This is a genomic window from Plantactinospora sp. KBS50, from assembly GCF_002285795.1.
Classification (GTDB): Bacteria; Actinomycetota; Actinomycetes; order Mycobacteriales; family Micromonosporaceae; genus KBS50.
Map to the genome: position 1 here is coordinate 2,282,384 of NZ_CP022961.1, position 24,001 is coordinate 2,306,384.

Consider the following 24,001-nt stretch of genomic DNA (forward strand, 5'->3'; position numbering starts at 1 on the left):
GCGACGTACCGTCGGGCGGCTGACCCCGGCCGATCCGTCGGCGGCCGGATCCGGGCCGCGTCCGGCCGAGCGCCGGCGGCCCACGACCGCGGCCCGGTGGCGCTGCCGGCGGCTCAGTCCCGGTGGCGCTGCCGGCGGTACCGGCCGATCAGCGCGGCCGTCGAGGAGTCCAGCGCGGCCGAATCGCCGCCGGCGCCGGTCAGCAGCGGGGCGAGCTGGTTGGCCATCACCTTGCCCAGTTCCACGCCCCACTGGTCGAAGGAGTTGATGTCCCAGATCGCGCCCTCGGTGAACACGATGTGCTCGTAGAGCGCGACCAACTGGCCGAAGGTGGCCGGGGTGAGCTTCGGCCCGACGATCGAGGTGGTCGGGTGGTTGCCCGGCATCACCCGGTGCGGGACGATCTCCGCGGCCGTGCCCTCGGCCTCCACCTGCTCCCGGGTGCGGCCGAAGGCCAGCGCCGCGGTCTGGGCGAAGAAGTTCGACATGAACAGGTCGTGCATGTCGTCCAGGTCGTGATTCGGCTCGCTGAATCCGATGAAGTCGGCCGGGATCAGCTTCGTGCCCTGGTGGATGAGCTGGTAGAACGCGTGCTGGCCGTTGGTGCCGGGTTCGCCCCAGAACACCTCGCCGGTGGAGTACGCCACCGGCGTGCCGTCCCGGGCGACCGACTTGCCGTTGCTCTCCATGGTCAGCTGTTGCAGGTACGCCGGGAACCGGTGCAGGTACTGCGAGTAGGGCAGCACGGCATGGGTCTGCGCACCGAGGAAGTTGTTGTACCAGACGTTCAGCAGCCCCAGCAGCGCCGGCACGTTCCGCTCGACCGGCGTGGTCCGGAAGTGCTCGTCGACGGCGTGGTAGCCGGCCAGCATCTCGTGGAAGTGGTCCGGCCCGATCGCCACCATCACCGACAGCCCGACCGCGGAGGGCAGCGAGTACCGGCCGCCGACCCAGTCCCAGAAGCCGAACATGTTCTCCGGGTCGATGCCGAAGTCGCGTACCCGCTGCTCGTTCGTGCTCACCGCGACGAAGTGCCGGGCCACCGCGGCCTGGTCGCCGCCCAGCCCGGCGAGCAGCCAGCGGCGCGCCTCGGCGGCGTTGGTCAGCGTCTCCTGGGTGCCGAAGGTCTTGGAGACGACCACGAACAGCGTGGTCGCCGGGTCGAGGTCCGCGGTGGCCCGGTAGAGGTCCGTCGGGTCGATGTTGGAGACGAACCGGCAGGTGATCTCCGGATCCGCGTACGCCCGCAGCGCCTCGTACGCCATCACCGGGCCGAGGTCGGAACCGCCGATGCCGATGTTCACCACCGTGCGGATCCGCTCGCCGGTCTGCCCGCGCCACTGGCCCGAACGGACCCGTTGCGCGAACGCGGCCATCCGGTCCAGCACGCCGTGCACGTCGGCAACCACGTCCTGACCGTCGACCTCCAGCGACGCGTCCCGGGGCAGCCGCAGCGCGGTGTGCAGCACCGCGCGGTCCTCGGTCGAGTTGATGTGCTCGCCGCGGAACATGGCTGCGATCCGGTCGGCCAACCCGACCCGCTCGGCCAGCGCGGTCAGCAACCCGAGCGTCTCGTCGGTGACCAGGTTCTTGCTGTAGTCCACGTAGAGGTCGGCGAGCTGGACGGCCAGCCGTTCGCCGCGGCCCGGGTCGGCGTCGAACAGGTCCCGCAGGTGTACGTCCCGCGTACTCTCGGCGTGCTTGCGCAGGGCCTGCCACTCGGCGGTGCTGGTGACGTCCATCCGGGCGCTCTCCTGGTGTCCTCGGGGCTCCTTCTCGCACCGTACCGGTCGTCCCGGCGCCCGGCGCCGCAAGCCCCGCGTCGCCCGGGCCCTGCGCCGCGCAAGCCCGGCGTCGCGCAGGTCCTAACGTCGCGCGGGCCGCACGTCGCGGAGCCGGAAAGCGTCCGGCCGCCGGGGCAGATGCGGTAGACAGGGGAGGTGCCGGGGCGTACCCGAAATGTCCCTGTCGACGGCGACCACGCGGCGGTCGTCGTGTTCGTGGTGGTCGTCCTGCTCGTGGTGGCCACTCTCGTGCTGGGCGGCTGCACCGGCCCGGCCGACCGCACGCCCGGTCCCGGCGCCGCACCGACCGGCGCCGCACCGACCGGCACCGGCACACCCGGCACCGGCACACCCGGCACCGGCACGCCCGGCACGGAACCCACCGCGCCGGCCGGCTTCGTGTCGGTCGCCGACGTCGTCCCGGACGTCCGCACCGACATCAGGTACGCCACCGACCACAACTTCGTGGGCCGGCCGATCGACGGGTACGCCGAGCCGCTGTGCCTGCTCACCCGGGCCGCCGCCGAGGCGTTGGGCAGGGTCGCGGCCGGCGCCCGGTCCCGGGGCTACCTGGTGAAGGTGTACGACTGCTACCGGCCGCAACGGGCGGTGGACGACTTCATCCGGTGGGCCGCCGATCCGGACCGGCGGATGAAGGAGGAGTTCTATCCCCGGGTGGCCAAGGACCGGCTGTTTCCGGACGGGTACATCGGCGGGCCGACGGCGCACAGCCGGGGCAGCACCGTCGACCTCACCCTCGTGGCCGTGCCACCGGCCGACCAACCGGCCTACCTGCCGGGGCAGCCGCTGGTGCCGTGCACGGCGCCGCGGGCCGAGCGGTTCCCGGACAACAGCGTGGACATGGGCACCGGGTTCGACTGCTTCGACCCGCTCGCGCACACCCTGGACGACGGGGTGACCGGCGACCAACGGCGCAACCGGCTGCTGCTGCGGCAGCTGATGACCGCCGCCGGGTTCGTGAACTACCCGAAGGAGTGGTGGCACTACACGCTGGCCGGCGAGCCGTACCCGGACACGTACTTCGACTTCCCGGTGACCCGGTTCGCCCTGGTTGGCGGTCGTTAACAACGGCCAATTCCTCCACAGGAGCTGGCAAAGCGGGCGCCGTTCTTCGGACGTATGGCGGGGGAGCCGGACCGATGCGCCGATGGCCAGCCGGGGATCGTCGGCGACAATCGACGGACGTGGCTGGGGGTCGCCTCGATCCCGCGTGCGGTCGTGGAGGCGGACAGAATGGACGGTACCTGGCAGGTGTCCGGGTACACGCATGTGCGTGAACTCGGATCCGGGGCCTCCGGTCAGGTCGTCCTCGCCGTACACGACGCCACCGGCACCTCGGTGGCGATCAAGTACCTGACCCCGCGACTGGGCCGGGCCGAGGAGTTCCTCCGCCGGTTCCGGGACGAGGCCCGGACGCTCGGCGAGGTGGACAACCCGCACATCGCCCGGCTGTACGAGTACGTCGAGTCGCCCGGCGGGGCGGCCATCGTGATGGAACTGGTGAACGGCGTCTCGCTGCGCCAGGTGCTGCGCGCGCACGGGCCCACCGAGCCGGAGTCGGCGCTCTGCGTGCTCAAGGGATCGCTGCTCGGCCTCGCCGCCGCACACGAGCGCGGGGTGGTGCACCGGGACTACAAGCCGGAGAACGTGCTGGTCACCGCCGAGGGGAGAGCAAGCTCGCCGACTTCGGCATCGCCCTGCCGGCGGGCGAGGGATCGGGCGGGCTGGTCACCGGGACGCCCCGGTACATGGCGCCCGAGCAGTGGACCGGCGCCCCGGCGAGCCCCGCCTGCGACATCTACGCCGCCACCGCCACCTTCTACGAGTGCCTGACCGGCCATCCGCCGTACGAGGGTCAGGGCATCCTCGAACTGCGCGAACAGCACACCAACTCGCCGGTACCGGCCGACCCGGCGCTCGGCCCGGCCGACGAGCTGGTCCGGCAGGGGCTGGCCAAGCGGCCGACGGACCGGCCGCAGCCCGCGGGTATGTTCGTCGCGCTGCTCGACGAGGTCGCCGGTGCGGCGTACGGGCCGGAGTGGGAGGAGCGCGGCTGGCGGAAGCTGGCCGAACGGGTGGCGCTGCTGGCCGCCCTCTTCCCCTTCGCCGACCAGGCCGGCGGCGGGATGGCGCTGGCCAGCTCCAGCTTCGGGGCCGGCCGGGGCTGGCTCGGCGGCCTGCGCCGGCGCGGCCGGCGGGTGGCCGTGATCGCCGGGGTGGCGGCCCTGCTGCTGGCCGGCGGCGGGTACGTGGCCCGGCAGGCCAGCCCCGCCGCGCTGGTCGACGGCGCCTCGGTCACCGCCAGCACCGCGATCACCGATCCGGCCGCGACGCCGACCGGGACGCCGACACCGGCCGAAACGTCGGCCTCGCCGAGCCCCAGCCCGACGGCGGTCCGGACCACCCGGCCACCGGTCCGGACCCGCACCCCCAGCGCCAGCCCCAGCCCGTCCACCTCCACCAGCCCGCCGGCCCCGCCGGACAGCGTCGCACCGGTGACCGGAAACGTGTCGGTCGAGCCCGGGACCCTGGACCCGAGGGGCTGCCCGTACGGCGCTCGCTCGGCCACCGTCCGGGCCAACGCATCGGACGACAACACGCCCGGTGGGCAGCTGCGGGTGTTCTTCGAGTACGGGCTGAACGGGCAGATCGGCAGCGTCCAGATGGCCTACGCCGGGCGGGACCTCTTCACCGGTGTGCTGGGCGATCTGCCGGCGCCGCAGAAGACCGTGCGCATCCCGATCCGGGTGATCGCGCAGGACGCCGCGGGCAACGATTCCGCAGCGTCCAAGACGGTGTTCGTGACCCTGCTGTCGTACTGCACCCCGGGTTAGGTGGATCATGAACCCCGTGACCGGACCGACCCTGGCCGAGGTGGTGGCCGCCGGCGTGAGCTTCGACGCCGCGGCGACCGCGACCGTGGCCGACGACCTGGCCCGGATACTCGCCGCGCGGCACGCCGCCCGCCGGCCGCACGGCGCGCTCTCCGCCGCCACCGTGCGGCTCGTGGACGACGGCACGGTGGTGCTGGTCGAGCGGTCCGATGCGGCCACACTGGAGCCCGGCACCGGGTACACGGCGGACCGGAGCGACTGGGCCGAGCTGGTCCGTGACCTGGTGCACCGGTCCGGGCCGGTGGGCACCACCGGCGCGCTGCTGCTGGGTTGCGTGGCGATCGGCGAGCGCGACCTGGCCGAGGCCCGGCAGACGCTCGCGGCGGCGGCCCCGGGACTGGGACTGCGGTTGCCGGCCCGGGCCACCCTGGCGACCGTCCTGGAGACGTACCAGCAGATGGCCCGTGCCGGGACGGTGGCGCTGGACGGCGGCGCCACGGTGGCCGCGCCGACGGAGTTGCTGAGCGGCGCCGGCGCGCCGACGGAAGCCGCGCCGACCATGGCGGTACCGGCGCAGGCCGGGCCGGGGCAGACCTGGGTCCTGCCGGTGGAGCCGGCGCCGACCATGGTTGCGCCGACGGAGTTGCTGAGCGGCGCTGGCGCGCCGACGGAGTTGCTGGGCGGCGCTGGCGCGCCGACGGAGTTGCTGGACGGCGCTGGCGCGCCGACGGAAGCCGGTCCGACGTGGATGCCCTCGGGCGAGGCGCAGTGGACCGAGGCCGAGCCGTCCGAGTTCACACCCACGGTGACGCTGCCGGCCGCGGGCGCGCCCCCGACCGGTCCGGCCGGCCCCTGGGTCCCGCCCGCCGGCCAGGCCGACCGCTGGGCCGGGTCGACGGAGACGGCCGCGGCATCCGCGGCCGACCCGTGGGGCGGGGGACCGGCCGGGCGCAGGCGCCGAGCGGCCACGGCCACGGCCACGGCCACGGCCACGGCAACGGCCACGGCAACGGCGCGTCCGCGCCCCAGGCCGACCCGCCGGCGCCGGCGGGTCAGGAGATCCGGTTCGGGCCGGGGGTACCCGCGGCGCCCGTGCCGGGATGGCGGAAACCGGAGGCGCCCGTGCGGCGCCGCCGGTCGCCGGTGCGTACGGCCGCCTCGGCGCTGTCCACGCTGCTCACCATCGTGGTGCTCGCGCTCGTCGGGCTGTACATCTGGCAGCGGCTCCAGCCGATCGAGGTGGTGTCCGCGACGGTCGCCGTGCCGGAACCGCCCGGGAGCCGGTGCAACACCGTGGTCGACGTGGTGGCCACGGTCCGGACCAACGGCAACGCCGGAGCCCTGAGCTACCAGTGGCTGCGGTCCGGAGCCGAGCCGACCGCGGTGCTCACCGAGCACATCGGCCGGGGACAGCGGACCGCAACGCTGCGTCTGCGCTGGTCGTTCGAGGGCGTCGGCACCACCATCGAGACGGCCACGCTGAACATCACCGATCCCACCCCGATCCAGGCGTCGACCACCTTCCGGTACGCCTGCCCGGCCTGATACCGCACCGGCGGGTCGTGGTCGGTGCCGTAGGTGATCCGGGAACACCGCGCGAGAACCGAACACATTTTTGCAGCTATACCTGAGAGTCATAAAAATGACTCTCAGGTATAGCTAGCAAAAGTTCTGTCGCGCTCAGCGAGGTCACCGTGCGTGACGATCCGGCTGGACGTGGATCGCTCGGCGGGCAGTGCGGCGGTCCCGATATGTGGTAAGAGGCGTCCGGAATATGGACTCGGCGCGGATCGGGTCCCTAGATTGCGGTCATGGTCCGGTACACGCATGGGCACCACGAGACGGTGCTGCGCTCGCACCGCTGGCGTACCGCCGAGAACTCGGCCGGCTACCTGCTGCCGCTGCTGCACCCGGGGCTGCGGGTGCTGGACGTCGGCTGCGGACCCGGCACCATCACGGCCGACCTGGCCGGCCTGGTCGCGGACCCGGCGGGCCGGGGCCGGGTCACCGCGCTGGAGCGTACGCCCGAAGCCCTCGCCCTGGGCCGCGCGGAGATCCTGTCCCGGGGCCGCGACAACGTCGACTTCGTGGTGGCCGACGCGCACACGCTGCCGTTCCCGGACGACCGGTTCGACGTGGTGCACGCGCACCAGGTGCTCCAGCATGTCGCCGACCCGGTGCGGATGCTGGCCGAGCTGCGCCGGGTGTGCCGGCCGGGCGGCCACGTCGCGGTGCGGGACAGCGACTACGCGGCGTTCACCTGGTATCCCCGGCTGCCGGAGCTGGACGAGTGGCTGGCGCTGTACCAGCGGCTGGCCCGGGCCAACGGTGGCGAGCCGGACGCCGGACGCCGGCTGCTCTCCTGGGCGCGCCGGGCCGGCTTCACCGAGGTGACCGCGTCCTCCAGCACCTGGTGCTTCGCGGACCCGGCCGAGCGGGACTGGTGGGGCGGGATGTGGGCCGACCGCGTCGTGCAGTCCGCCCTGGCCGACCAGGCCAGGGCGGCCGGCGTACCCGAGCGGGAACTGCGGCGCATCGCGGCCGGCTGGCGGGCCTGGTCGGCCAGCGGGGACGGCTGGCTGTCGGTGCTGCACGGCGAGGTGCTGGCCAGACCGTGACGGCCCGACCGGCTCAGTCGTCCTTCTCCTCGCGCTCCTTCTCGGCGCGCGACTGGGCGAGGTCCATGGCCAGCACCGCGGCCAGGATGAGCAGGTGGTCCTCGCCCTCGGCGACATCGACCGCGTACGTGTCGCGGAAGGTGAACCAGCGCTTGGACACGGTGGACACGGTCCGGCCGCCGCGTTCCACGGTGTACTCGTGGTCCAGCAGGTCACCCCGCATCTCCAGGTCGTCCGGGCCGGGTACGTCGATGGTGTACCGGTCCCGGAACGGGGTGATCAGCTTCTTGCGTACGTCCGCGGCCTTCTCGCCGCCGATGCTGATCGCGTAGGTGCGGCGCAGCGCCACCAGCCGGCGGTGCACCGAGGCGACCTCCCGGCCGTGCGGATCCTCGATGACCAGCCGGTCGCGCAGGGTCAGCACCTTTCCGTCCACGTGGTACACCCGCTGGCCGGAATCGTCGGTGATGTCGAAGTCGTTGCCCAGGTCGAAGATTCGTTCGCGGATGAGATACATCGTCCGATCCTGTCAGCCCGGTTGAGGTTCCGCTCGGCTCGCGTGTCCCGCCCGCGCCGCGGGCGCTACCGGGATGCGTCGTCCCGGTCGGCCAGGGGGGTGCGGGTCAGCGCGTTGGCCAGGCCCACCCCGACGACCGCGAAGCCGACCTGGATGCCCAGCGGCACCCAGTCCCAGCGCAGCCGCCACCAGCTGGCCGGGTGGTCGTCGTCGAGGCCGTAGCGGTGCGCCACGTACGAGCCGAGCAGCGCCGCCCCGATGCCGATCAGCAGGGTGAGGATGGCGCCGATGCGTTGCCGTCCGGGCAGTATCAGCCGGCCGAGTACGCCGATGACGGCCCCGACGAGCACCGCGCTGAGGTAGCCGGTTATCTCCACGTCCGTTCCCTTCGCTCGCGCTGGCCTCCAAGCATGCCCCGTCGAGTCCAACTCGGCTCAACTCGCGGGCGTGCGGTGCGCGGGCGCGGGCGCGGTGCTGGTCCGAATCACCAGCTCGGTGGGGAGGGTGACCTGCCGTGGCTGCTCGGGGGTGCCCGAGCGGGCGGCCTCGATGGCGGTGGTGAGGGCCGCGGCGGCGGCCCGCCCCTTCGCCTCCAGGTCCTGCCGCACGGTGGTCAGGGCGGGCCGCATCCGGTGGGCCAGCGGGTTGTCGTCGAAGCCGACCACGGACAGGTCGTCGGGCACCCGCAGGCCCAGGTCCTCGGCCACGTGCACGACGCCCTGGGCGATGGCGTCGGAGAAGCAGAGCACCGCGGTCGGCCGGTCCGGCCGGTCCAGCAGCACCCGGGCGGCGCCGTACGCCTCGTCGACCCGGCAGTGCCGTTGGCGGACCAGGCGGGGGCGCACGCCCGCGGCGGCGAGCGCGTCGCGCCACCCGAGCAGGCGCTGGCTGGACACGTGGGCGTCGCCGGCCGGAATGTCGGCGTCGTCGACGAGGACGCCGTGCGGTCCGGCGAGGCTCAGCGTGATGATGCCCACGTCCCGGTGGCCGAGGTCGAGCAGGTGCTGGGCGGCCTCCCTGGCGCCCGACCGGTCCTCGACGTTGACGCTGGCCACCCCGGTGGTGGGGACCTGGTCCACGTAGACCAGCGGGATCCGCCGCCGCCGGAGCACGTCGAGCGCGGGCAGTTCGGGGTTGCACGAGTAGACAAGGGCACCGTCCATGGCGACGTCCCGGGCCGGCGTGACGTCCTCCCGGCTCACCTCGGGCAGCAGGGTCAGCGCCAGTCCGGTGGGGGCGAGTTCGTCGACGATCGCGCCGAGGAAGTTCGTGGCCACCTCGTCGGTGAAGGCGTACCGCAGGTCTCCGGTGAGCAGCACCCCGACGGTGCCGGTGCTGCCGCGGGCCAGGGCGCGGGCGGCGGCGTCCGGGCCGCCGTAGCCGAGTTCGGCCGCGGCGGCCAGGATCCGTTGGCGCAGGCCGGTGGAGAGCTGGTCCGGCTTGGAGAACGCGTTGGACACCGTCATGCGGCTGACCCCGACATGGTCGGCGATCGTCTGCAATGTCACCCGGCCCACCGCATCACCCCACTCGCGTCCGTGCGGTTGACGCTACCGCGCCTCAGCGCGCGAGGGTGCACTCGGCCGGCTCGATCGCGCTGGCCGCACGGTGCAGGAACCCGGCGAGCGCCGTGCGTGCCCGCCTGGTCGGCTGCCGGCGGGCCGGCGGCGCGGCGTCCGGCCGGACCGGCGCGTGCGGCCGGGCGCTGTGCAGTTCGCGGGCGTTGGCCCGGGCCGACATGATCATGGCGAGCGGTACGTCGTACATCGGCCTTCTCCTCCCGTGACAATCTTGCTTGACCGGTACAGTAACCGAACTTTCTGTACCGGTCAAGCGACGCTGTGGCGGCGAGTGGCGACGGCCCGCCGTTGCTATGGTGCGGCGATGGGATGGACATCCGGCGACACGGTCCTCTACCGCTACGGCCACCTGGGCGAGCCCAGGTTCGTCAACACCTGCCGGGTGCTGGCCGACGACGCCGACGGACTCGCGCTGTGGATCGCCCCGGGCTCGCCGCAGATCGAATCGGTGCTGCCCGACGGTCGCCACCTGCGGTCGCTGCCGCTGGCGCAGCGGTTCGAGGCGCAGCGGGTCCGCCGGCCGACCCGCTGGCGCGGGCCGGGCATCGTCCGGCTGGTGCCGCCGGACGCCGAGTGGTCGATCTGGTGGTTCTACGCCGCCGAGGGCGGGTTCGAGGGCTGGTACGGCAACCTCGAATCGCCGCAGGTGCGCTGGGAGGCCGACGGGCTGCGCGGCGTCGACAGCGCCGACCGGGCGCTGGACGTGTGGATCCTGCCCGACGGCACCTCCAGTTGGAAGGACGAGGACGAGTTCGCGATCCTGACCGGGCGGCCCGGGTGGTGGACCGCCGAGCAGGTGCCGGCCATCCGGGCCGCCGGCGAGCACCTCCGGCGGCTCGCCGCGGCCGGCGCGGCCCCGTTCGACGGCCGCTTCACCGACTTCCGGCCCGACCCGTCCTGGCCCGCGCCGGTCCTGCCCGAGGGGTGGGACCGGCCGCACCTGGCGACCCCCTGACCCCGACGGTCAGGACCGCCCGGTGCCGTCCAGGAAGGCGAGCGTCTCCGCCCAGCTCTGCACCTGCGCGGCGGCGTTGCCCGCGGGAGTGCCGCCCGGGTCCACCGGAAGGCGGCTGATCGGGTCGGTCACCGCCGCGGACCCGGGCAGGTAGGGCGAGGCTCCGGCGGCGTGCCCGGCCTCGGCGTAACTGAGCACCCGGTGCCGGGCGGTGACCCCCGCGCCGTCGAGCCGGAGCATGAGCTGCCCCGCCATCCGGGCCGAGTCCCAGACCCCGTCCGCCTCGCCGGCGATGGCCAGCACCGGCGCCGCCACCCGGTCCACCGGGATCGGCCCGGGCGGCACCGGGCGGCCCTGCCGGGTCCACGCGACGCCCGGCCCGGGGTTCCCGGGGTGCACGTCCGAACTGGGCGACCGCAGGATCACCCCGCGTACCAGGTCGGGATGGTCCTGCGCGGTCAGCAGCGCGGCCTCGGCGCCCCGGGACGCGCCGTCGATGACGATCCCGTCCGCCGCCACCGCCGGTTCCGCGGCCAGCCGCCGGGCCGCGGTGGCGAAGTACTCCAGCGGTACGTCCCGCAGCGTCGCCGGCAGCCCGCGCTCACCGAAGTAGGCCAGCGCGAGCGCCGGGTGGCCGTGCGAGGCCAGCAGCGCGGCGTCGTACTCCCGGGACCGCCCGCCCTCGGCGCCGCCGACCAGCAGCACCCCGCTATGCCGGGGCGAGCCGGCCGGCGGCAGGTACAGCTCGCCGGCCAGGCCGTCGGCGACCGGGTCGAGGGACCGCCGGGTCACGCCCTCGGCGAACCACCGCCGGGTGACGGTACGCGTGGCGATCGTCCGCTCGCCGCTGCGGACCGCGAGCCGCAGCTGCACCCGCGCACGCGGCGGGTCGAACCGGGTGCCCTCGGGGTAGCCCGGAGCCGGGGTCATCGACCAGAGCAGCCCCATGCCGTCGACCCCGGCGTACGCGCCGGGGCAGGGCGCCCGGTGGTCGAGGTCCAGCAGGCCGGACCGGTCGGCCGAGTAGCTGCCGCCGGCCTGCCACTCGACGTTGCGGCCGTCGGTGATCCGTGCCTGAACGCTGACCCGTTGCGCGGGCCGCAGACCGGAGACCCGGATGTGCAGCGGCGTGTCCACCAGCGCCGCACCCGCGACCACCTCGATGGTCGCGCCGGCCGAGTCCAGCACCGGGCCGGCGGCCACCTGGATGCTCGGGCCGCCCTCACGCGGCGCGGCGCACCCGCCGGCGGCGCCCAGACACCCCGCCACCAGCAGCACCGTCAGCGGCAGCACCGTCAGCGGCATCGCCAGCGGCGCCGCGAGCGCGGGCCGGGTGAGGCGCACCATCATCCTCCCGACGCCGAGCCCGGCTGGCCCGGCCAGGTCGATGGTAGGAAGGGCCGGTCGTCCCCGGAACCCTCCGGTCGTCCCCGGAACCCTCCGGTCGTCCCCGGAACCCTTCCGTACCGGGGAACGGGATGGTGAACTTACCGGGCCATGATCCGTGAGGAGGGTTCATGCTCGTCGACCGCCCCCTGGCGCAGCTGCGCGACCACCGCCCGGACCGGACCGAGCCGGAGGACTTCGACGCCTTCTGGACCGGCACGCTGGCCGCGGCGCGCGAGACCGCCTGGCCGGCCCGCTTCGAGCCGTACCCCGCGGGGCTGGCCACCGTGGAGGTCTTCGACGTGACCTTCGCCGGGTACGCCGGGCATCCGGTCCGGGCCTGGCTGCTGCTGCCCCGCGGTGGCACCGGCCGGCTGCCCTGCGTGGTCGAGTACCTCGGCTACGGCAACGGCCGAGGGCTGCCGCACGACTGGCTGTTCTGGAGCGCCGCCGGCTACGCCCACCTGGTGATGGACACCCGGGGCCAGGGCGGGCACGGGTCGCTGCCCGGTGACACGGCCGACCCGGACGAGGTGGGGGCGCCGCAGGCAAACGGGTTCCTGACCCGCGGCGTCGAGGACCCGCGGAGCTACTACTACCGGCGGGTGTTCACCGACGGGGTACGCGCCGTCGAGGTGGCCCGCGAGCATCCGCGGATCGACCCGGACCGGGTGGTGGCGGCCGGCATCAGCCAGGGCGGCGGGATCACCATCGCGGTGGCCGGCCTGGTCGACGGGCTGGCCGCGGCCCTGCCCGACGTGCCGTTCCTGTGCCACTACCGGCGGGCCACCGAGGTGACCGACGAGGCGCCGTACGCGGAGCTGACCCGCTACCTGCACTCCCGGCGGACGTCGCTGGAGCGGGTCTTCCACACCCTCGGCTACTTCGACGGGGTCAACCTGGCGACCCGGATGAGCGCGCCCACGCTCTTCTCGGTGGCGCTGATGGACGCGGTCTGCCCGCCGTCGACGGTGTTCGCCGCGTACAACCACTGCGCCAGCGCCGACCGGGAGATCGTGGTCTGGCCGTACAACGGGCACGAGGGCGGCGCGGGGTTCCAGCGCCAGGAGCAACTGCGCTGGCTGGCCGACCGGGTGCCCGCGGCGGCTGCCCGGTAGCGGCCGGTCGGCGGTCGGCTCGCGCCGGGCGGGGGAGTATCAGGGCAGCGCCCAGGCGATCCCGCGGGCGTGGTCGGCGACCGCGGCCCCGGTCACCGTCGCGTCGATGGGCAGCACCTCCAGGCAGCGCCGTACCGCGATGCTCATCAGCGGGTTCGGCACCCGCATCGACAGCGTGCAGTGCGGCACCCAGTGGCCCGGACGGTACTGCTCGGCCACCGGTATCCCGGCCCCGACCAGCCGCTCGTACACCGACCGCTGGTGGGCCAGCAGTTCGGCGGTCGGCGCCGGCCCCAGCCAGAGCACCCGGCCGACGAACTGCCCGACGTACTGGAACGACAGCCGCAGCGGCGCCGCCACCGTGGCCCCGGCGAGCGCCTCCGCCACCCGCTCCGGGTCCAACCGCGGTGCCACGGCGAGCGACACGTGCGGCCGGTGCCGCTGCTCCAGCAGCGAACGGAGGCTCTGCACGCCCTCGGCGTCCAGCGCGGCCCAGAGCGCCCGGATCCGCCGGGTCGCGTCGGTGTCCAGGTACAACTCCAGCGCCGCGACCACCGGACCAGGGTACGGCCCGGGTTTAGCCGGCTCCGTCGGCGGTAACCCGGGCGGGGTGGGTCGACGGAGAGGATGACGATGGACGTGCGTGAGCTGCTGACCGGGACCTTCGACCGGCTACCCGACCTGGTCCGAGCGGCGGTGGACGGGCTGCCGGCCGACCGGCTGCGGTGGTCACCCGGTCCGGGCACCAACTCGGTCGGCTGGCTGGTCTGGCACCTCACCCGGGTCCAGGACAGCCACATCGCGGAGTTGCTGGACGCCGAGCAGGTCTGGGTCGGCGCGGACTGGGCCGCCGGCTTCGGCCTGGATCCCGACCCGGACAACACCGGCTACGCCCACACGGGCGAGCAGGTCGCCGCCGTGGCGCCGCGGGACGCCCAGGTGCTGATCGGCTACCACGAGGCGGTGGCCGCGCGGACCCGCGACTACCTGGGCACCCTGCGGCCGGCCGACCTGGACCGGGTGGTCGACGAGAACTGGGATCCGCCGGTGACCCTGGGCGTGCGGCTGGTCAGCGTCCTGTCCGACGACCTCCAGCACGCCGGCCAGGCCGGCTACGTGCGCGGCCTGGCCGAGCGGGCGTGACCCGGGAGAACCCGGTGGTCACGCGCGGCTGAGGACGACCTTCAGGGCGCCCGAGTGGGCCGGGTCGGCGAACGTGTCGTACGCCCGGGACATGTCGGCCAGCGGGAACCGATGCGTGATCATGCTGCCGACGTCGAGCTGCCCGCCGGCGAGCATCCGCAGCAGGGCGGGCGTGGAGCTGGTGTCGACCAGGCCGGTGGTGATGGTGATGTTGCGGATCCAGAGGTCCTCCAGGTGCAACGTCGCCGGCTTTCCGTGCACGCCGATGTTGGCCAGGTGGCCACCCGGGCGGACCAGCGTGGCGCACAGTTCGAAGCTGGCCGGCGTACCGACCGCCTCGATCACCACGTCCGCGCCGAGACCGTCGGTCAGCCCGCGGACCGCCGCCAGCGGGTCCTGGTCGGGCCTGATCGTGAGGTCCGCACCGGCCTGCTTCGCCGCCTCCAGCCGGCTGTCCGCCCTGTCGATCGCGACGATGTGCCCGGGGGAGTACAGCTTCGCGGTGAGGATCGCCGCGAGGCCGATCGGTCCGGTGCCCACCACGGCCACCGTGTCGCCCGGCCGGACCCGGCCGTTGAGCACGCCGACCTCGTACGAGGTGGGCAGGATGTCGGTCAGCAGCACGGCCGCCTCGTCGCTGACGCCGTCCGGCAGCTTGTACGTGGACAGGTCGGCGAACGGGATGCGGGCCCGCTCGGCCTGCACGCCGTCGATCCGGTGGCCGAGGATCCAGCCGCCACCGGCGAGGCACTGCCCGTAGCTGCCCTCCCGGCAGTACCGGCAGCGGCCGCACGCGGTGATGCAGGACGCCAGCACGCGGTCACCCGGCCTGATGGTGCTGACCGCCGAGCCGACCTCCTGCACCGTGCCGACGGCCTCGTGGCCGAGGATCCGGCCGGGCCGCACGGCGGGTACGTCGCCGGCCAGGATGTGCAGGTCGGTGCCGCAGATCGTCGCCGTGTCCACCCGGATGATCGCGTCGGTGGGCTCGATGATGGTCGGGTCGGGAACCTCGGACCAGGACCGCTGTCCGGGTCCGCCGTAGACGAGAGCCTTCATGATGGCCTCCTCAGGTCGTGTCGATCCCGTCACCCCATCCAACGCCGGTGCTCGGTGCTGTGGTCAGGGCCGCTGGTCCCGGCGCGGGGGCCGGTCGACCGCCCGGCCCGCGGGCGGTAGAGGCGGCGCCCGCGGGCGGTAGAGGCCGTGCCCGTGGCCGGTCAGCGCCGGGCGACCACGCCCGCCGATCCGCCGCCGCGGCGCACGGGTTCGGCCGCGGCCAACAGCCGGCCCCGGCCGAGGAACTCGATTCCGGTGGCCGCGCCGATCTCCGGCGTACTCGTGAAGGTGTGCCCGAGCCCGGCCAGCGCGGCGCCCTCGGGGCCGGCGATGAAGGCCGGCTCGGCGGTCACCGTCGCGGTGTTGCGCTGGCTGGCCCGGGGCGCGGCGATCGCCGCCGGCAGGTCCAGACCGAGGTCCAGCCGCCCGAGGAGGATCTGCAACACCGTGGTGATGATGGTCGAACCGCCGGGTGAGCCGACCGCCAGCAGCGGCGCGCCGTCCCGGAGCACGATGGTCGGCGCCATCGAACTGCGCGGGCGCTTGCCCGGACCGGGCAGGTTCGGGTCCGGCGCGTCGCCCTGGGTGGGGGTGAAGTTGAAGTCGGTCAGCTCGTTGTTGAGCAGGAAGCCGCGTCCGGGCACCACCATGGCGTTGCCGCCGGTCTGCTCGATGGTGAGGGTGTACTCGACCACGTTGCCCCAGCGGTCGGCCACGGTCAGATTCGTGGTGTGGTTCTCGTACCCGCCGGAGGCGCCGCCGGCACCGGCCGGGCAGCCGGCGGACCGGTCGAACGGGACACCCGGGGCGACCGGCTTGGGCAGCGCCCGGGCCGGATCGATGGCGCAGGCCCGGGTGGCGGCGAAGCGGTCCGAGAGCAGTTCGTCGAGCAGCCGGCGCGGGGTGTCCGCGCCGACGTACCGGTTGCGGTCGGCGAAGGCCAGGGCGCTGGCCTCCAGGTACCGGTGCAGCGCCTGGGTCCGGTCCAGGTGGGCCAGGTCGGAGCGCTCCAGGATGTTCAGCGCCTCGCCCACCGTGCTGCCGCCGCTGGACGGGGTGGGCATGCCGTACACGTCCAGGCCGCGGTAGCTGACGTGGGTCGGCGCGGGCCGGCCCACCCGGTAGCCGGACAGGTCGCGTTCGGTGAGGGCGCCGGGCCGGATCGGGTACGCCCAGCCGGGCGCCGGGTCCGCGGCCACCGGCGGGTGCTGCACGGTGCGCACCACGTCGCGGCCGATGTCGCCCCGGTAGAAGGCGTCGGTGCCGTGTTGGGCGATCCGCGCGTACGTGCGGGCCAGGTCGGGGTTGCGGAACGTGGATCCGACCGCCGGTGGCTGGCCGTCCGGCAGGTACAGCGCGCGGGTCGAGGTGAACTGCCCGAAGTCCACCGCGTTGTCGGCCACCTGGCCGTGGAACGTCTCGTCCACCACGAAGCCGTGCGTGGCGACCCCGATGGCCGGGCGCAGGGCGGCGGCGAGGGAGCGGCTGCCCCACCGGCGCAGCGCCTCCTGCCAGGTGGCCAGGGTGCCCGGCACGCCCACCGAGAGGCCGCTGATCCGGGCCTCGGCGAAGTCGTACGGCCGGCCCGTCGCCGGGTCGACGAACAGGTCGGCGCCGGCGGTGGCCGGCGCGGCCTCGCGGCCGTCCAGCGTGTACACCCGGTGGCTGCGGGCGTCGTAGTAGGTGAGGAAGCCGCCGCCGCCGATGCCCGAGGAGAACGGCTCGGTGACGCCGAGGGTGGCCGCCGCGGCGATCGCGGCGTCGGCGGCGGTGCCGCCGTCGCGCAGCACGTCCAGCCCGACCCGGGTGGCGTCGGCGTCCACGGTGGACACGGCCCCGCCGTACCCGATGGCGGTGGCCGGCCCGCCGGCGGTGCCGGCCGGCGCCCGGTCCGCCCGCGTGGCGCCGGCGGACGGCCCGGCCGGTGCGCGGTGCGCGGGTGTGGCGCCGGCCGCCGCGGGTACGGCGACGACCGCGCAGATGGTGAGCGTGACGAGCGAGAGTCCCCGCCGGTTCCGCATCGAAGCCTCCGAGGGTGATCGATGACCGTTGGTCCTCTGCCTACTCCGCCGGCCCGGCCGGCACAACTCGGCGGCACAACTCGGCGGCCGGCCGGCCGGACGGACGCGGCGGTGGCGGTCCGGCGGTGGCCGTGACGGCGGGGACGACGGTGGCCGTGACGGCGGTGGCGGCGGTGGCCGTGACGGCGGTGGCGGCGGTGACGCCCGGGGCCGGCGCTAGATCAACCGGTTTGGGGCGGTTGCGGTGGATCGACGGCACTGGCTACCGTAACGAACGGGGACGGATGCCCTTCGGGTGGAAAGAGGTGTCGATTTTGACCATTACCACCACCGAGCCGCCGCACTACCCGGTCGCCACGCCTGCCGGCCGGCCCTTCGATCCCATGTCCAGCGCCGACCGCGACCGGTTCGCCGACGGCGTCCACCGGGTCGAGCTGCCCACCGGCGGCTGGGCCTGGCTGCTCACCCGGCACGCCGACGTGCGGTACGCGTTGCGCCACTGCGGCCTGAGCGCCGACGTGACCCGGCCGGGTTTCCCGCTGCTGCGTCCGCCGGTCAGCGGATTCGACCGGATCATGCCCGGCTCGTTCATCCGGATGGACGGCGCCGAGCACGCCCGGCTGCGCCGGATGCTGACCCCGGAGTTCATGGTCCGGCACATCGACCGGATCGAGCCGCTGATCCGCCGTACCGTCGACGAGGCGCTGACCGCGATGCTGGCCGCCGGGCCGCCCGCGGACCTGGTCGGCTCGTTCGCCCTGCCGGTCCCGTCCGAGGTGATCTGCCACCTGCTCGGCGTCCCGTACGCCGACCACGTGTTCTTCCAGCAGCGCAGCCGGACCCTGCTGGACCGGACGTCGTCCGCCGAGGACGTGCGCAGCGGCGTCGCCGACCTGCGGGACTATCTGACCGACCTGGTCGAGCGCAAGCTGCGCGGCGCCAGCGCCACGGACGACCTGCTGGGCCGGCTGGCGGCCGACCGGGTGGCCACCGGCGAACTCGACGCCGAGGAACTCGTCGGCATCGCGCTGCTGCTGCTGATCGCCGGGCACGAGACCACCGCCAACATGCTCGGGCTCAGCACCGCCCTGCTGCTGCGGGATCCCGGCCGCTACGCCGCGCTGCGCGAGGACCCGGACCGGGCGCCCGCCGTGGTGGAGGAACTGCTGCGCTTCCTCAGCGTGGTGCGCAACGGCCTGCCCCGGCTGGCCGTCGAGGACGTCGAGATCGGCGGCCAGCTCATCCGGGCCGGCGAGGGCGTGATCATGGCGTTGACACTGGCCAACCGGGACGCCGAGGTGTTCGCCGACCCGGACAGCTTCGACCCCGACCGGGACGCGCACCGGCACCTCGCGTTCGGCTTCGGCGTACACCAGTGTCTCGGCCAACCGCTGGCCCGCGCGGAGCTGCGGATCGCGCTGGTGGAGCTGAGCCGGCGACTGCCCGGCCTGGCGCTGGTGGTCGCGGAGTCGCGGCTGCCCACCCGGGACACCTCCGTCGTGTTCGGCCTCGACGAACTGCCGGTGACCTGGTGACCGGCGGGTGGCTGGAGGTCGACCGGGAGATCTGCTGCGGCGCCGGCAACTGCGTGGCGGTCGCGCCCGAGGTGTTCGCCCAGGACGAGCGGGACGGCCTGGTGCGGGTGCGGCTGGCGGATCCGCCGCAGCGCCTTGCCGACCAGGTCCACCGGGCGGCCGAGATGTGCCCCTCCGGTGCCATCCGGCCGGTCGAGGTTCCGGCGGCCGCCGGGAGCCCACACCGGGCGGATCCCGACGGCCGCTGAGCCGGCTCACTCGGTACGCAGCCCGGCCGGCCGGGTCAACCGGAACAGCGCGGGCAGGCTGCCCGCGGTCACCAGCAGCGCGGTGGCCGCGGCCAGCCCGGCCGACACGCCGACCACGGTCCAGGACACCGAGAAGGGTACGGCGAGCATGCGCAGCAGGATCGCGCCGAACGCCAGCCCGAACCCGACGGCCAGCAGCAGGCCGAGCGCGACCGGCAGCGCGGCCTGGTGCAGCACCGACCAGCCGAGGGTGGAGCGCCGGGTGCCGACCGCGACCAGGGTGGCCAGCAGCCGGCGCCGCTCGCGGAGCTGCTCCAGCATCCCGACCAGCATGCTGGCGCCGATCAGCAGCAGCGTGACGACGGCGCCGGCGTACAGGCCGCGGCGTACCGTGCCGAACCGGTCGGCCTCGACGGTCTCGGCGAACGGCCAGGCATTGCCGTGGGCGTCGATCCCGGCCACGGCGTTGCGGACCCGCTCGATGGTGTCCGGGTCGCCGGGATCGGTGCGCAGGTACACCTCCAGGGGCGCCTGCGGGGCGAGCCGGCGCACGTCCAGGGCCGCGGGGGTCACCAGCAGCCGGCTCCGGGTCCGCCCCGCCGGGTCGACCCGGGCGGCCACGTGCGGCACCCGCGCCGGCAGCGTCCAGGCCAGCCCGTCCGGCCCCACCCGCAGTTGGCCGCCGGCGCCCGGGTCCGGGACGGGCGGTCCCACCTCCGGCGGGCCGTCCGCGGCGAACACCCGACCGTCGGCGCAGTCGGGCAGCTCGGCGAACTCGGCCAACGCCGCGCAGTCGCCGACCCGGACCTCCACCGCGGGCGCCGAGGCCACCGGCTCCGCCGTGGTGGCCTGGACCTGGACGGTCGCCGTGCCACCGGTGACGCCCCGGACGGCGAGCAGCCGGTCGCGGGCCCCGGCCGGGTCGGCGGCGCTCACCCACGCCTGGGCGCTGGCCCGCGTGGTGTCCTGGCCGGTCGGGGTGGTGTACTGCGCCTGCACCGCCGCGAACAGCATCTGCAACCCGATCACCCCGGCCACCGCCACGGCGAGCCCGCCGACCAGCCGGGCCGGCGCGCCGCTGTCGGCCTGCAACCGCCGCACGGCCAACTGCCAGGCCAGCGGGCCGCCGTGCAGCCGGCGTACCGCCGTCTCGACCAGCCAGGGCAGCAGGAACACGGCGCCGGCCAGCAGCAGCGCGGCGCCGGCCGCGACCTGGTACTCGACCGGCCCGCCGGTGCGACCGGCGTATCCGTCGGCCAGCAGCGGCCACAGCAGCGCCAGGCCGGCGGCCGGCGCCAGCAGCCGCCACCACAGCCGCCGCCGGCCGGTGCCGGCCCGCCGGGTCACCCCCAACGGCTCCACCAGCACGCCACGCAGGGCGACAAGCGCGGCCCCGGTCGCCACCAGCGGTACGGCGAGCGCGACGAGCAGCACCAGCGGCCACCCGGGGCGCACGTCCGCGGCGTACACACTGATGTTCCAGACCGTCACCAGCGGCACCACCTGGCGGCCGAGTGCGAAGAGCGCGCCGCCGGCCGCCACCCCGAGCAGCGCGGCGGCGGTGGCCTCGCCGACGGCGACCCGCCGGGTCATCGCGGCGTCCGCGCCCACCAGGCGCAGCGCGGCCAGCCGGCGGTCCCGGCGTTCGCCGCCGAACCGCACGGCCGCGGCGAGGAAGACCGCGATGGGCAGCAGCAGTACGACGAAGACGACGACCACCAGCAGGGTCAGGATCGGCCCGAAGCCCTCACCGCGCGGCGCCTCGCCGAAGGCGGTCAACCGGGATGCACGCTCCTCGGTCAACGAGTCGCTGCCCCGGTAGAAGGCCAGCTCACCCGGCCCGGCCAGACCCTGCGGGCCGATCGTGCCGACCACCCGGGCACCGGCGAGGCGGGGCGCGAACAGCGCGCCGTCGGGGGAGGCGAGCAGCCGGGCCAGGGCCGGCGACACGACCGCCTCGCCGGCCCGGGGCAGGGCCGCCAGGCCGGGCGGCACGGGTGCGGCCGGACCCTCGGGGCGCACCATCCGGCCGCGTACCGGCCGGTCCCGGAAGGTGGTGTCGACGGTGGCGACCAGCAGGGTGTCGGCGGCCGCCGGGATGGCCTGGCCCACCCGCAGGTCGTCGCGGGCGCTGGTGCGGGCGTCGTGCGCCCGCAGCGCGCCCGGGACGGCGGCGGCCAGCAGCAGCAGCGACACCCCGATCCCCACGCCCAGCGCGGTCAGCACGGTCCGGGTCCAGCCGTCCCGCCCGCCGGAAACCGCCATCCGGGCGCCGAGCAGCAGGGCGGTCACGCCGCGACCGCCGGTTGGATGGTGCGGCCGTCCCGGACCACCACCTCCCGATCGGCGTACGCGGCCACCCGGGCCTCGTGGGTGACCAGCACGACCGCCGCCGCGGTGTCCCGGGCCGCCGCCGTCAGCAGCCGCATCACCCGCTCGCCGTTGAGCGAGTCCAGCGCCCCGGTCGGTTCGTCGGCGAACACCACCCGGGGGCCGGTGACCAGCGCGCGGGCCACGGCCACCCGCTGCGCCTGGCCGCCGGAGACCTCACCCGGCCGCTTGCCGGCCAGGTCGGCGACCTCCAACCGGTCCAGCCAGTCCCCGGCGCGCCGCTCGGCGGCCCGGCGGCCGAGCCGGTCCAGCCGCAGCGGCAGGGCCACGTTCTCCAGGCAGGTCAGTTCGGGCACCAGCTGGCCGAACTGGAAGACGAACCCGAACTCGCGGCGGCGCAGCGCACTGCGCCCGGCGTCGCCCAGCCCGGCCAGGTCCCGGCCCTGGTAGCGCACCGTCCCGGCATCCGGCGCGAGGATGCCGGCCAGGCAGTGCAGCAGGGTCGACTTGCCGGAACCGGACGGACCCATCACCGCCACCATGTCACCGGCCTCGACCCGCAGCGCGGCGCCGGCCAGCGCGGGAGTCGGGCCGAAGCGCCGGTGCAGGTCGGTGGCGACCAGCAGCGGCTCGGTCGCGGGGCCGGGGCGCCGCGCCGGGTCGCCGGCGGGCGCGGTGGCCGGGGCGCTCATCGCGCCGTCACCCGCGCGGCCAGGTCGTCCAGACGGGCGGCGGTCAGGTCCAGCCAGCGCAGGTCCGCCTCCAGGTGGAACAGCGCGTGGTCGCAGATGAGCTGGTCGGCGAGGTCGCCGCCGGACTTGCGCCGGGTCAGCTCCCGCATCATCCGCAGGTGCTCCGCCCGCTGCACGTCCAGCAGGTCGGCGGCCGAGCGGCCGGTGAGCAGCGCCAGCACGAGCTTGGTGTAGAGCACGCTGTGCAGGTACGGCTCGGGCCGTTCCGGCGTCGACAGCCAGCGCTGCACGTCGGTGACCCCGGCCGCGGTGATCGCGTACCGCTTGCGCTCCGGTCCCGACCCGGGCTCCACCGCGTCCACCTCGACCAGCCCGGTCCGCAGCAATCGGGACAGCGTGGCGTACACCTGGCCGTACGGCACGGGGCGGGCCTGCCCGAACCGTTCGTCGTAGGTGCGTTTGAGGTCGTAGCCGTGCCGGGGGCCGCTCTCCAGCAGGCCGAGGAAGGTCTGTCCGATCGACATGGCCGAGACTATACACATCGCGTATACGCGTCGCGTGTACGCCTCGGCGTCGGGGCGTCCGGCCAAGGTCGACACGACTTCGGCGAAGTCGGGGGGTCGAGGTCACCCGGACCCCCCGACTTCGGCGAAGTCGGAAGGCGGCGAAGTCGGGAGGCGGGGAAGCGGGGAGGCAGCCGGGAGGCGGTGGTCCTACGCCGGTGCCGCCGGGCTGTCCCGGGCCGGGTCGGCGGCGTCGGACCCTTCGGACCCGTTGGAGCGGTCGGACCCGCCGGAGCCGCCGCGTGCCCGCTCGACCAGACGCATCAGGTGGAAGACCAGCAGCGCGGCGCCCGAACCGAGCGCGATCCCGTTGAACGACAGGTCGCCGGCGGTGAGGGTGTAGTTGGCGGCGCCCACGATCACCGCCACGGCGGCGGTCATCAGGTTCACCGGGTCGTGGAAGTCGACCCGGTTCTCCAGCCAGATCCGGGCGCCCAGCACCGCGATGAGGCCGTACAGCACGGTGGTGGCGCCGCCCAGCACCCCGGCCGGCACGGTCAGGATGAGCGCACCGAACTTCGGGCACAGTCCCAGCAGCACGGCCGTCCCGCCGGCCACCCAGTAGGCCGCGGTCGAATAGACCCGGGTCGCCGCCATCACCCCGATGTTCTCCGCGTACGTGGTGGTGCCGGAGCCGCCGCCGGCGCCGGCCAGCGCGGTCGCCAGGCCGTCGCCGAGGAACGCCCGGCCGAGTTGGCGGTCCAGATCCTGCCCGGTCATCGCGGCCACCGCCTTCACATGGCCGGCGTTCTCGGCGATCAGCACCAGGATGACCGGCGCGATGAGCGCGACCGCGCGCCAGCCGAACGCCGGCGCGTGGAACGCCGGCAATCCGACCCAGGCGGCCTCGGCCAGCCGCCGGGTCGCCGCCGGGTCCAGCCCGCCGACCGCCGCCGCGAAGACCCAGCCGAGCACCACGCCGAGCAGGATGGACAGCCGGCCGAGGAAACCCCGCAGCGCCACCGTGGCCAGCAGGATCACGGCGATCGTCAGCACCGCGATGCCGGGCTGCGCGCGTACCCCGCCGTTGCCGCCGCCGTCCCAGGCGACCGGCGCGAGGTTCAGCCCGATCAGCATGACGATCGCGCCGGTCACCACCGGCGGCATCAGCGCGGTGATCCACCGGCTGCCGACGGCCTGGACCAGCAGGCCGACGGCGGCCAGCAGCACGCCGGTGACCAGGATGCCGCCGAGCGCCGGACCGATGTCGCCGCCGGAGGTCGCGGCCAGCACCGGCGCGATGAAGGCGAACGAGGAGCCCAGGTACGACGGCACGCGGCCCCGGGTCACCAGCAGGAACAGCATGGTGCCCAGTCCGGAGAAGAACAGCGTGGTGGCCGGCGGGAAGCCGGTGATCAGCGGCACCGTGAAGGTGGCGCCGAACATGGCCACCACGTGCTGTACGCCGACCCCGACCGTGCGCGGCCAGGAGAGCCGCTCGCCGGGGCGTACCACGTCACCTGGCCGGATCGTCCGGCCGTTTCCGTGCACCGACCAGCCGAACGCGCGGCCGGCGGATCCGGTGGGGGATTCGCCCATGCGGCTGCCATGCCTTTCGAAGGAGTTGAGAGTCACCGTCGCCGCAACCTCCGGCCG

General features: G+C 74.7%; 21 protein-coding genes and 1 pseudogene. 9 read left to right on the forward strand and 13 right to left on the reverse strand.

The window, feature by feature from the left end; all coding sequences use genetic code 11:
• Window positions 1-113 precede the first annotated feature (113 nt).
• Complete coding sequence (gene pgi / locus CIK06_RS10115) at window positions 114-1,742, reverse strand: glucose-6-phosphate isomerase (protein WP_095564611.1); 1,629 nt, start codon at window positions 1,740-1,742, stop codon at window positions 114-116.
• Between the two features lie 198 nt (window positions 1,743-1,940).
• On the opposite strand from pgi, the gene CIK06_RS10120 reads away from it, so the two are divergent.
• The 4 genes and pseudogenes from CIK06_RS10120 to CIK06_RS10140 all read left to right on the forward strand — a co-directional run bounded on the left by CIK06_RS10120 (window position 1,941) and on the right by CIK06_RS10140 (window position 7,257).
• On the forward strand, window positions 1,941-2,870 hold the full coding sequence (locus tag CIK06_RS10120; protein WP_232534123.1) for a M15 family metallopeptidase: 930 nt from the start codon (window positions 1,941-1,943) through the stop codon (window positions 2,868-2,870).
• A gap of 168 nt (window positions 2,871-3,038) precedes the next feature.
• Window positions 3,039-4,639 (forward strand): annotated as a pseudogene (locus tag CIK06_RS10125) (protein kinase).
• 1,122 nt (window positions 4,640-5,761) lie between these two features.
• Window positions 5,762-6,184: a hypothetical protein gene (locus tag CIK06_RS29285; protein WP_157756693.1), complete on the forward strand. Its 423-nt coding sequence runs from the start codon at window positions 5,762-5,764 to the stop codon at window positions 6,182-6,184.
• Window positions 6,185-6,450: 266 nt separating this feature from the next.
• Entirely contained in the window at window positions 6,451-7,257 is an 807-nt protein-coding gene (locus CIK06_RS10140; protein ID WP_095564614.1) for a methyltransferase domain-containing protein, read from the forward strand.
• A 13-nt stretch (window positions 7,258-7,270) separates the two neighbouring features.
• Here CIK06_RS10140 and CIK06_RS10145 read toward each other — a convergent pair whose 3' ends face one another.
• From CIK06_RS10145 to CIK06_RS10160, 4 genes are all read right to left on the reverse strand, one after another.
• Window positions 7,271-7,774 carry an LURP-one-related/scramblase family protein gene (locus CIK06_RS10145; RefSeq protein ID WP_095564615.1) on the reverse strand — a complete coding sequence of 168 codons (504 nt, stop codon included), beginning with the start codon at window positions 7,772-7,774 and terminating at the stop codon, window positions 7,271-7,273.
• A 65-nt stretch (window positions 7,775-7,839) separates the two neighbouring features.
• On the reverse strand, window positions 7,840-8,151 hold the full coding sequence (locus tag CIK06_RS10150) for a GlsB/YeaQ/YmgE family stress response membrane protein (protein WP_095564616.1): 312 nt from the start codon (window positions 8,149-8,151) through the stop codon (window positions 7,840-7,842).
• Window positions 8,152-8,208: 57 nt separating this feature from the next.
• Window positions 8,209-9,282, reverse strand: coding sequence for a LacI family DNA-binding transcriptional regulator (locus tag CIK06_RS10155; protein ID WP_232534124.1), 1,074 nt, complete (start codon window positions 9,280-9,282; stop codon window positions 8,209-8,211).
• 52 nt (window positions 9,283-9,334) lie between these two features.
• Entirely contained in the window at window positions 9,335-9,541 is a 207-nt protein-coding gene (locus tag CIK06_RS10160; protein WP_095564618.1) for a hypothetical protein, read from the reverse strand.
• Between the two features lie 117 nt (window positions 9,542-9,658).
• On the opposite strand from CIK06_RS10160, the gene CIK06_RS10165 reads away from it, so the two are divergent.
• The gene (locus tag CIK06_RS10165; RefSeq protein ID WP_095564619.1) at window positions 9,659-10,309 is read left to right on the forward strand and encodes a DUF402 domain-containing protein; all 651 of its coding nucleotides are present in this window, start codon (window positions 9,659-9,661) and stop codon (window positions 10,307-10,309) included.
• 9 nt (window positions 10,310-10,318) lie between these two features.
• Here the strand turns inward: CIK06_RS10165 and CIK06_RS10170 are convergent, their stop codons facing one another.
• The gene (locus CIK06_RS10170) at window positions 10,319-11,659 is read right to left on the reverse strand and encodes an acyl-CoA thioesterase/bile acid-CoA:amino acid N-acyltransferase family protein (RefSeq protein WP_095564620.1); all 1,341 of its coding nucleotides are present in this window, start codon (window positions 11,657-11,659) and stop codon (window positions 10,319-10,321) included.
• A 167-nt stretch (window positions 11,660-11,826) separates the two neighbouring features.
• On the opposite strand from CIK06_RS10170, the gene CIK06_RS10175 reads away from it, so the two are divergent.
• Complete coding sequence (locus CIK06_RS10175; protein ID WP_095564621.1) at window positions 11,827-12,813, forward strand: acetylxylan esterase; 987 nt, start codon at window positions 11,827-11,829, stop codon at window positions 12,811-12,813.
• A gap of 39 nt (window positions 12,814-12,852) precedes the next feature.
• Here CIK06_RS10175 and CIK06_RS10180 read toward each other — a convergent pair whose 3' ends face one another.
• Window positions 12,853-13,368: a 2'-5' RNA ligase family protein gene (locus tag CIK06_RS10180; RefSeq protein ID WP_095564622.1), complete on the reverse strand. Its 516-nt coding sequence runs from the start codon at window positions 13,366-13,368 to the stop codon at window positions 12,853-12,855.
• Window positions 13,369-13,446: 78 nt separating this feature from the next.
• Here CIK06_RS10180 and CIK06_RS10185 point away from each other — a divergent pair, with 78 nt between their 5' ends.
• Entirely contained in the window at window positions 13,447-13,956 is a 510-nt protein-coding gene (locus CIK06_RS10185) for a DUF664 domain-containing protein (protein WP_095567709.1), read from the forward strand.
• An 18-nt stretch (window positions 13,957-13,974) separates the two neighbouring features.
• Here CIK06_RS10185 and CIK06_RS10190 read toward each other — a convergent pair whose 3' ends face one another.
• Together CIK06_RS10190 and CIK06_RS10195 are read right to left on the reverse strand one after the other, a co-directional pair.
• Window positions 13,975-15,015: a zinc-dependent alcohol dehydrogenase family protein gene (locus CIK06_RS10190; RefSeq protein ID WP_095564623.1), complete on the reverse strand. Its 1,041-nt coding sequence runs from the start codon at window positions 15,013-15,015 to the stop codon at window positions 13,975-13,977.
• Window positions 15,016-15,176: 161 nt separating this feature from the next.
• A complete protein-coding gene (locus tag CIK06_RS10195) occupies window positions 15,177-17,036 on the reverse strand; it encodes a gamma-glutamyltransferase family protein (protein ID WP_095564624.1) in 1,860 nt (619 codons plus the stop codon).
• 305 nt (window positions 17,037-17,341) lie between these two features.
• Here CIK06_RS10195 and CIK06_RS10205 point away from each other — a divergent pair, with 305 nt between their 5' ends.
• Both CIK06_RS10205 and CIK06_RS10210 read left to right on the forward strand, forming a co-directional pair.
• Window positions 17,342-18,571, forward strand: coding sequence for a cytochrome P450 (locus CIK06_RS10205; RefSeq protein WP_369916126.1), 1,230 nt, complete (start codon window positions 17,342-17,344; stop codon window positions 18,569-18,571).
• Window positions 18,568-18,819: a ferredoxin gene (locus tag CIK06_RS10210; protein ID WP_198348178.1), complete on the forward strand. Its 252-nt coding sequence runs from the start codon at window positions 18,568-18,570 to the stop codon at window positions 18,817-18,819. The genes CIK06_RS10205 and CIK06_RS10210 overlap by 4 nt, the downstream gene beginning before the upstream one ends.
• Window positions 18,820-18,825: 6 nt before the next feature.
• Here CIK06_RS10210 and CIK06_RS10215 read toward each other — a convergent pair whose 3' ends face one another.
• From CIK06_RS10215 to CIK06_RS10230, 4 genes are all read right to left on the reverse strand, one after another.
• Window positions 18,826-21,111 carry an ABC transporter permease gene (locus CIK06_RS10215; RefSeq protein ID WP_198348179.1) on the reverse strand — a complete coding sequence of 762 codons (2,286 nt, stop codon included), beginning with the start codon at window positions 21,109-21,111 and terminating at the stop codon, window positions 18,826-18,828.
• Window positions 21,108-21,842: an ABC transporter ATP-binding protein gene (locus CIK06_RS10220; RefSeq protein ID WP_095564627.1), complete on the reverse strand. Its 735-nt coding sequence runs from the start codon at window positions 21,840-21,842 to the stop codon at window positions 21,108-21,110. Before CIK06_RS10220 ends, CIK06_RS10215 begins: the two co-directional genes overlap by 4 nt.
• Window positions 21,839-22,366 (reverse strand): PadR family transcriptional regulator, encoded by a 528-nt coding sequence (locus CIK06_RS10225; protein ID WP_095564628.1) that lies wholly within the window; start codon window positions 22,364-22,366, stop codon window positions 21,839-21,841. The genes CIK06_RS10220 and CIK06_RS10225 overlap by 4 nt, the downstream gene beginning before the upstream one ends.
• Before the next feature lie 189 nt (window positions 22,367-22,555).
• Entirely contained in the window at window positions 22,556-23,944 is a 1,389-nt protein-coding gene (locus CIK06_RS10230) for a uracil-xanthine permease family protein (RefSeq protein ID WP_095564629.1), read from the reverse strand.
• Window positions 23,945-24,001: the final 57 nt, after the last annotated feature.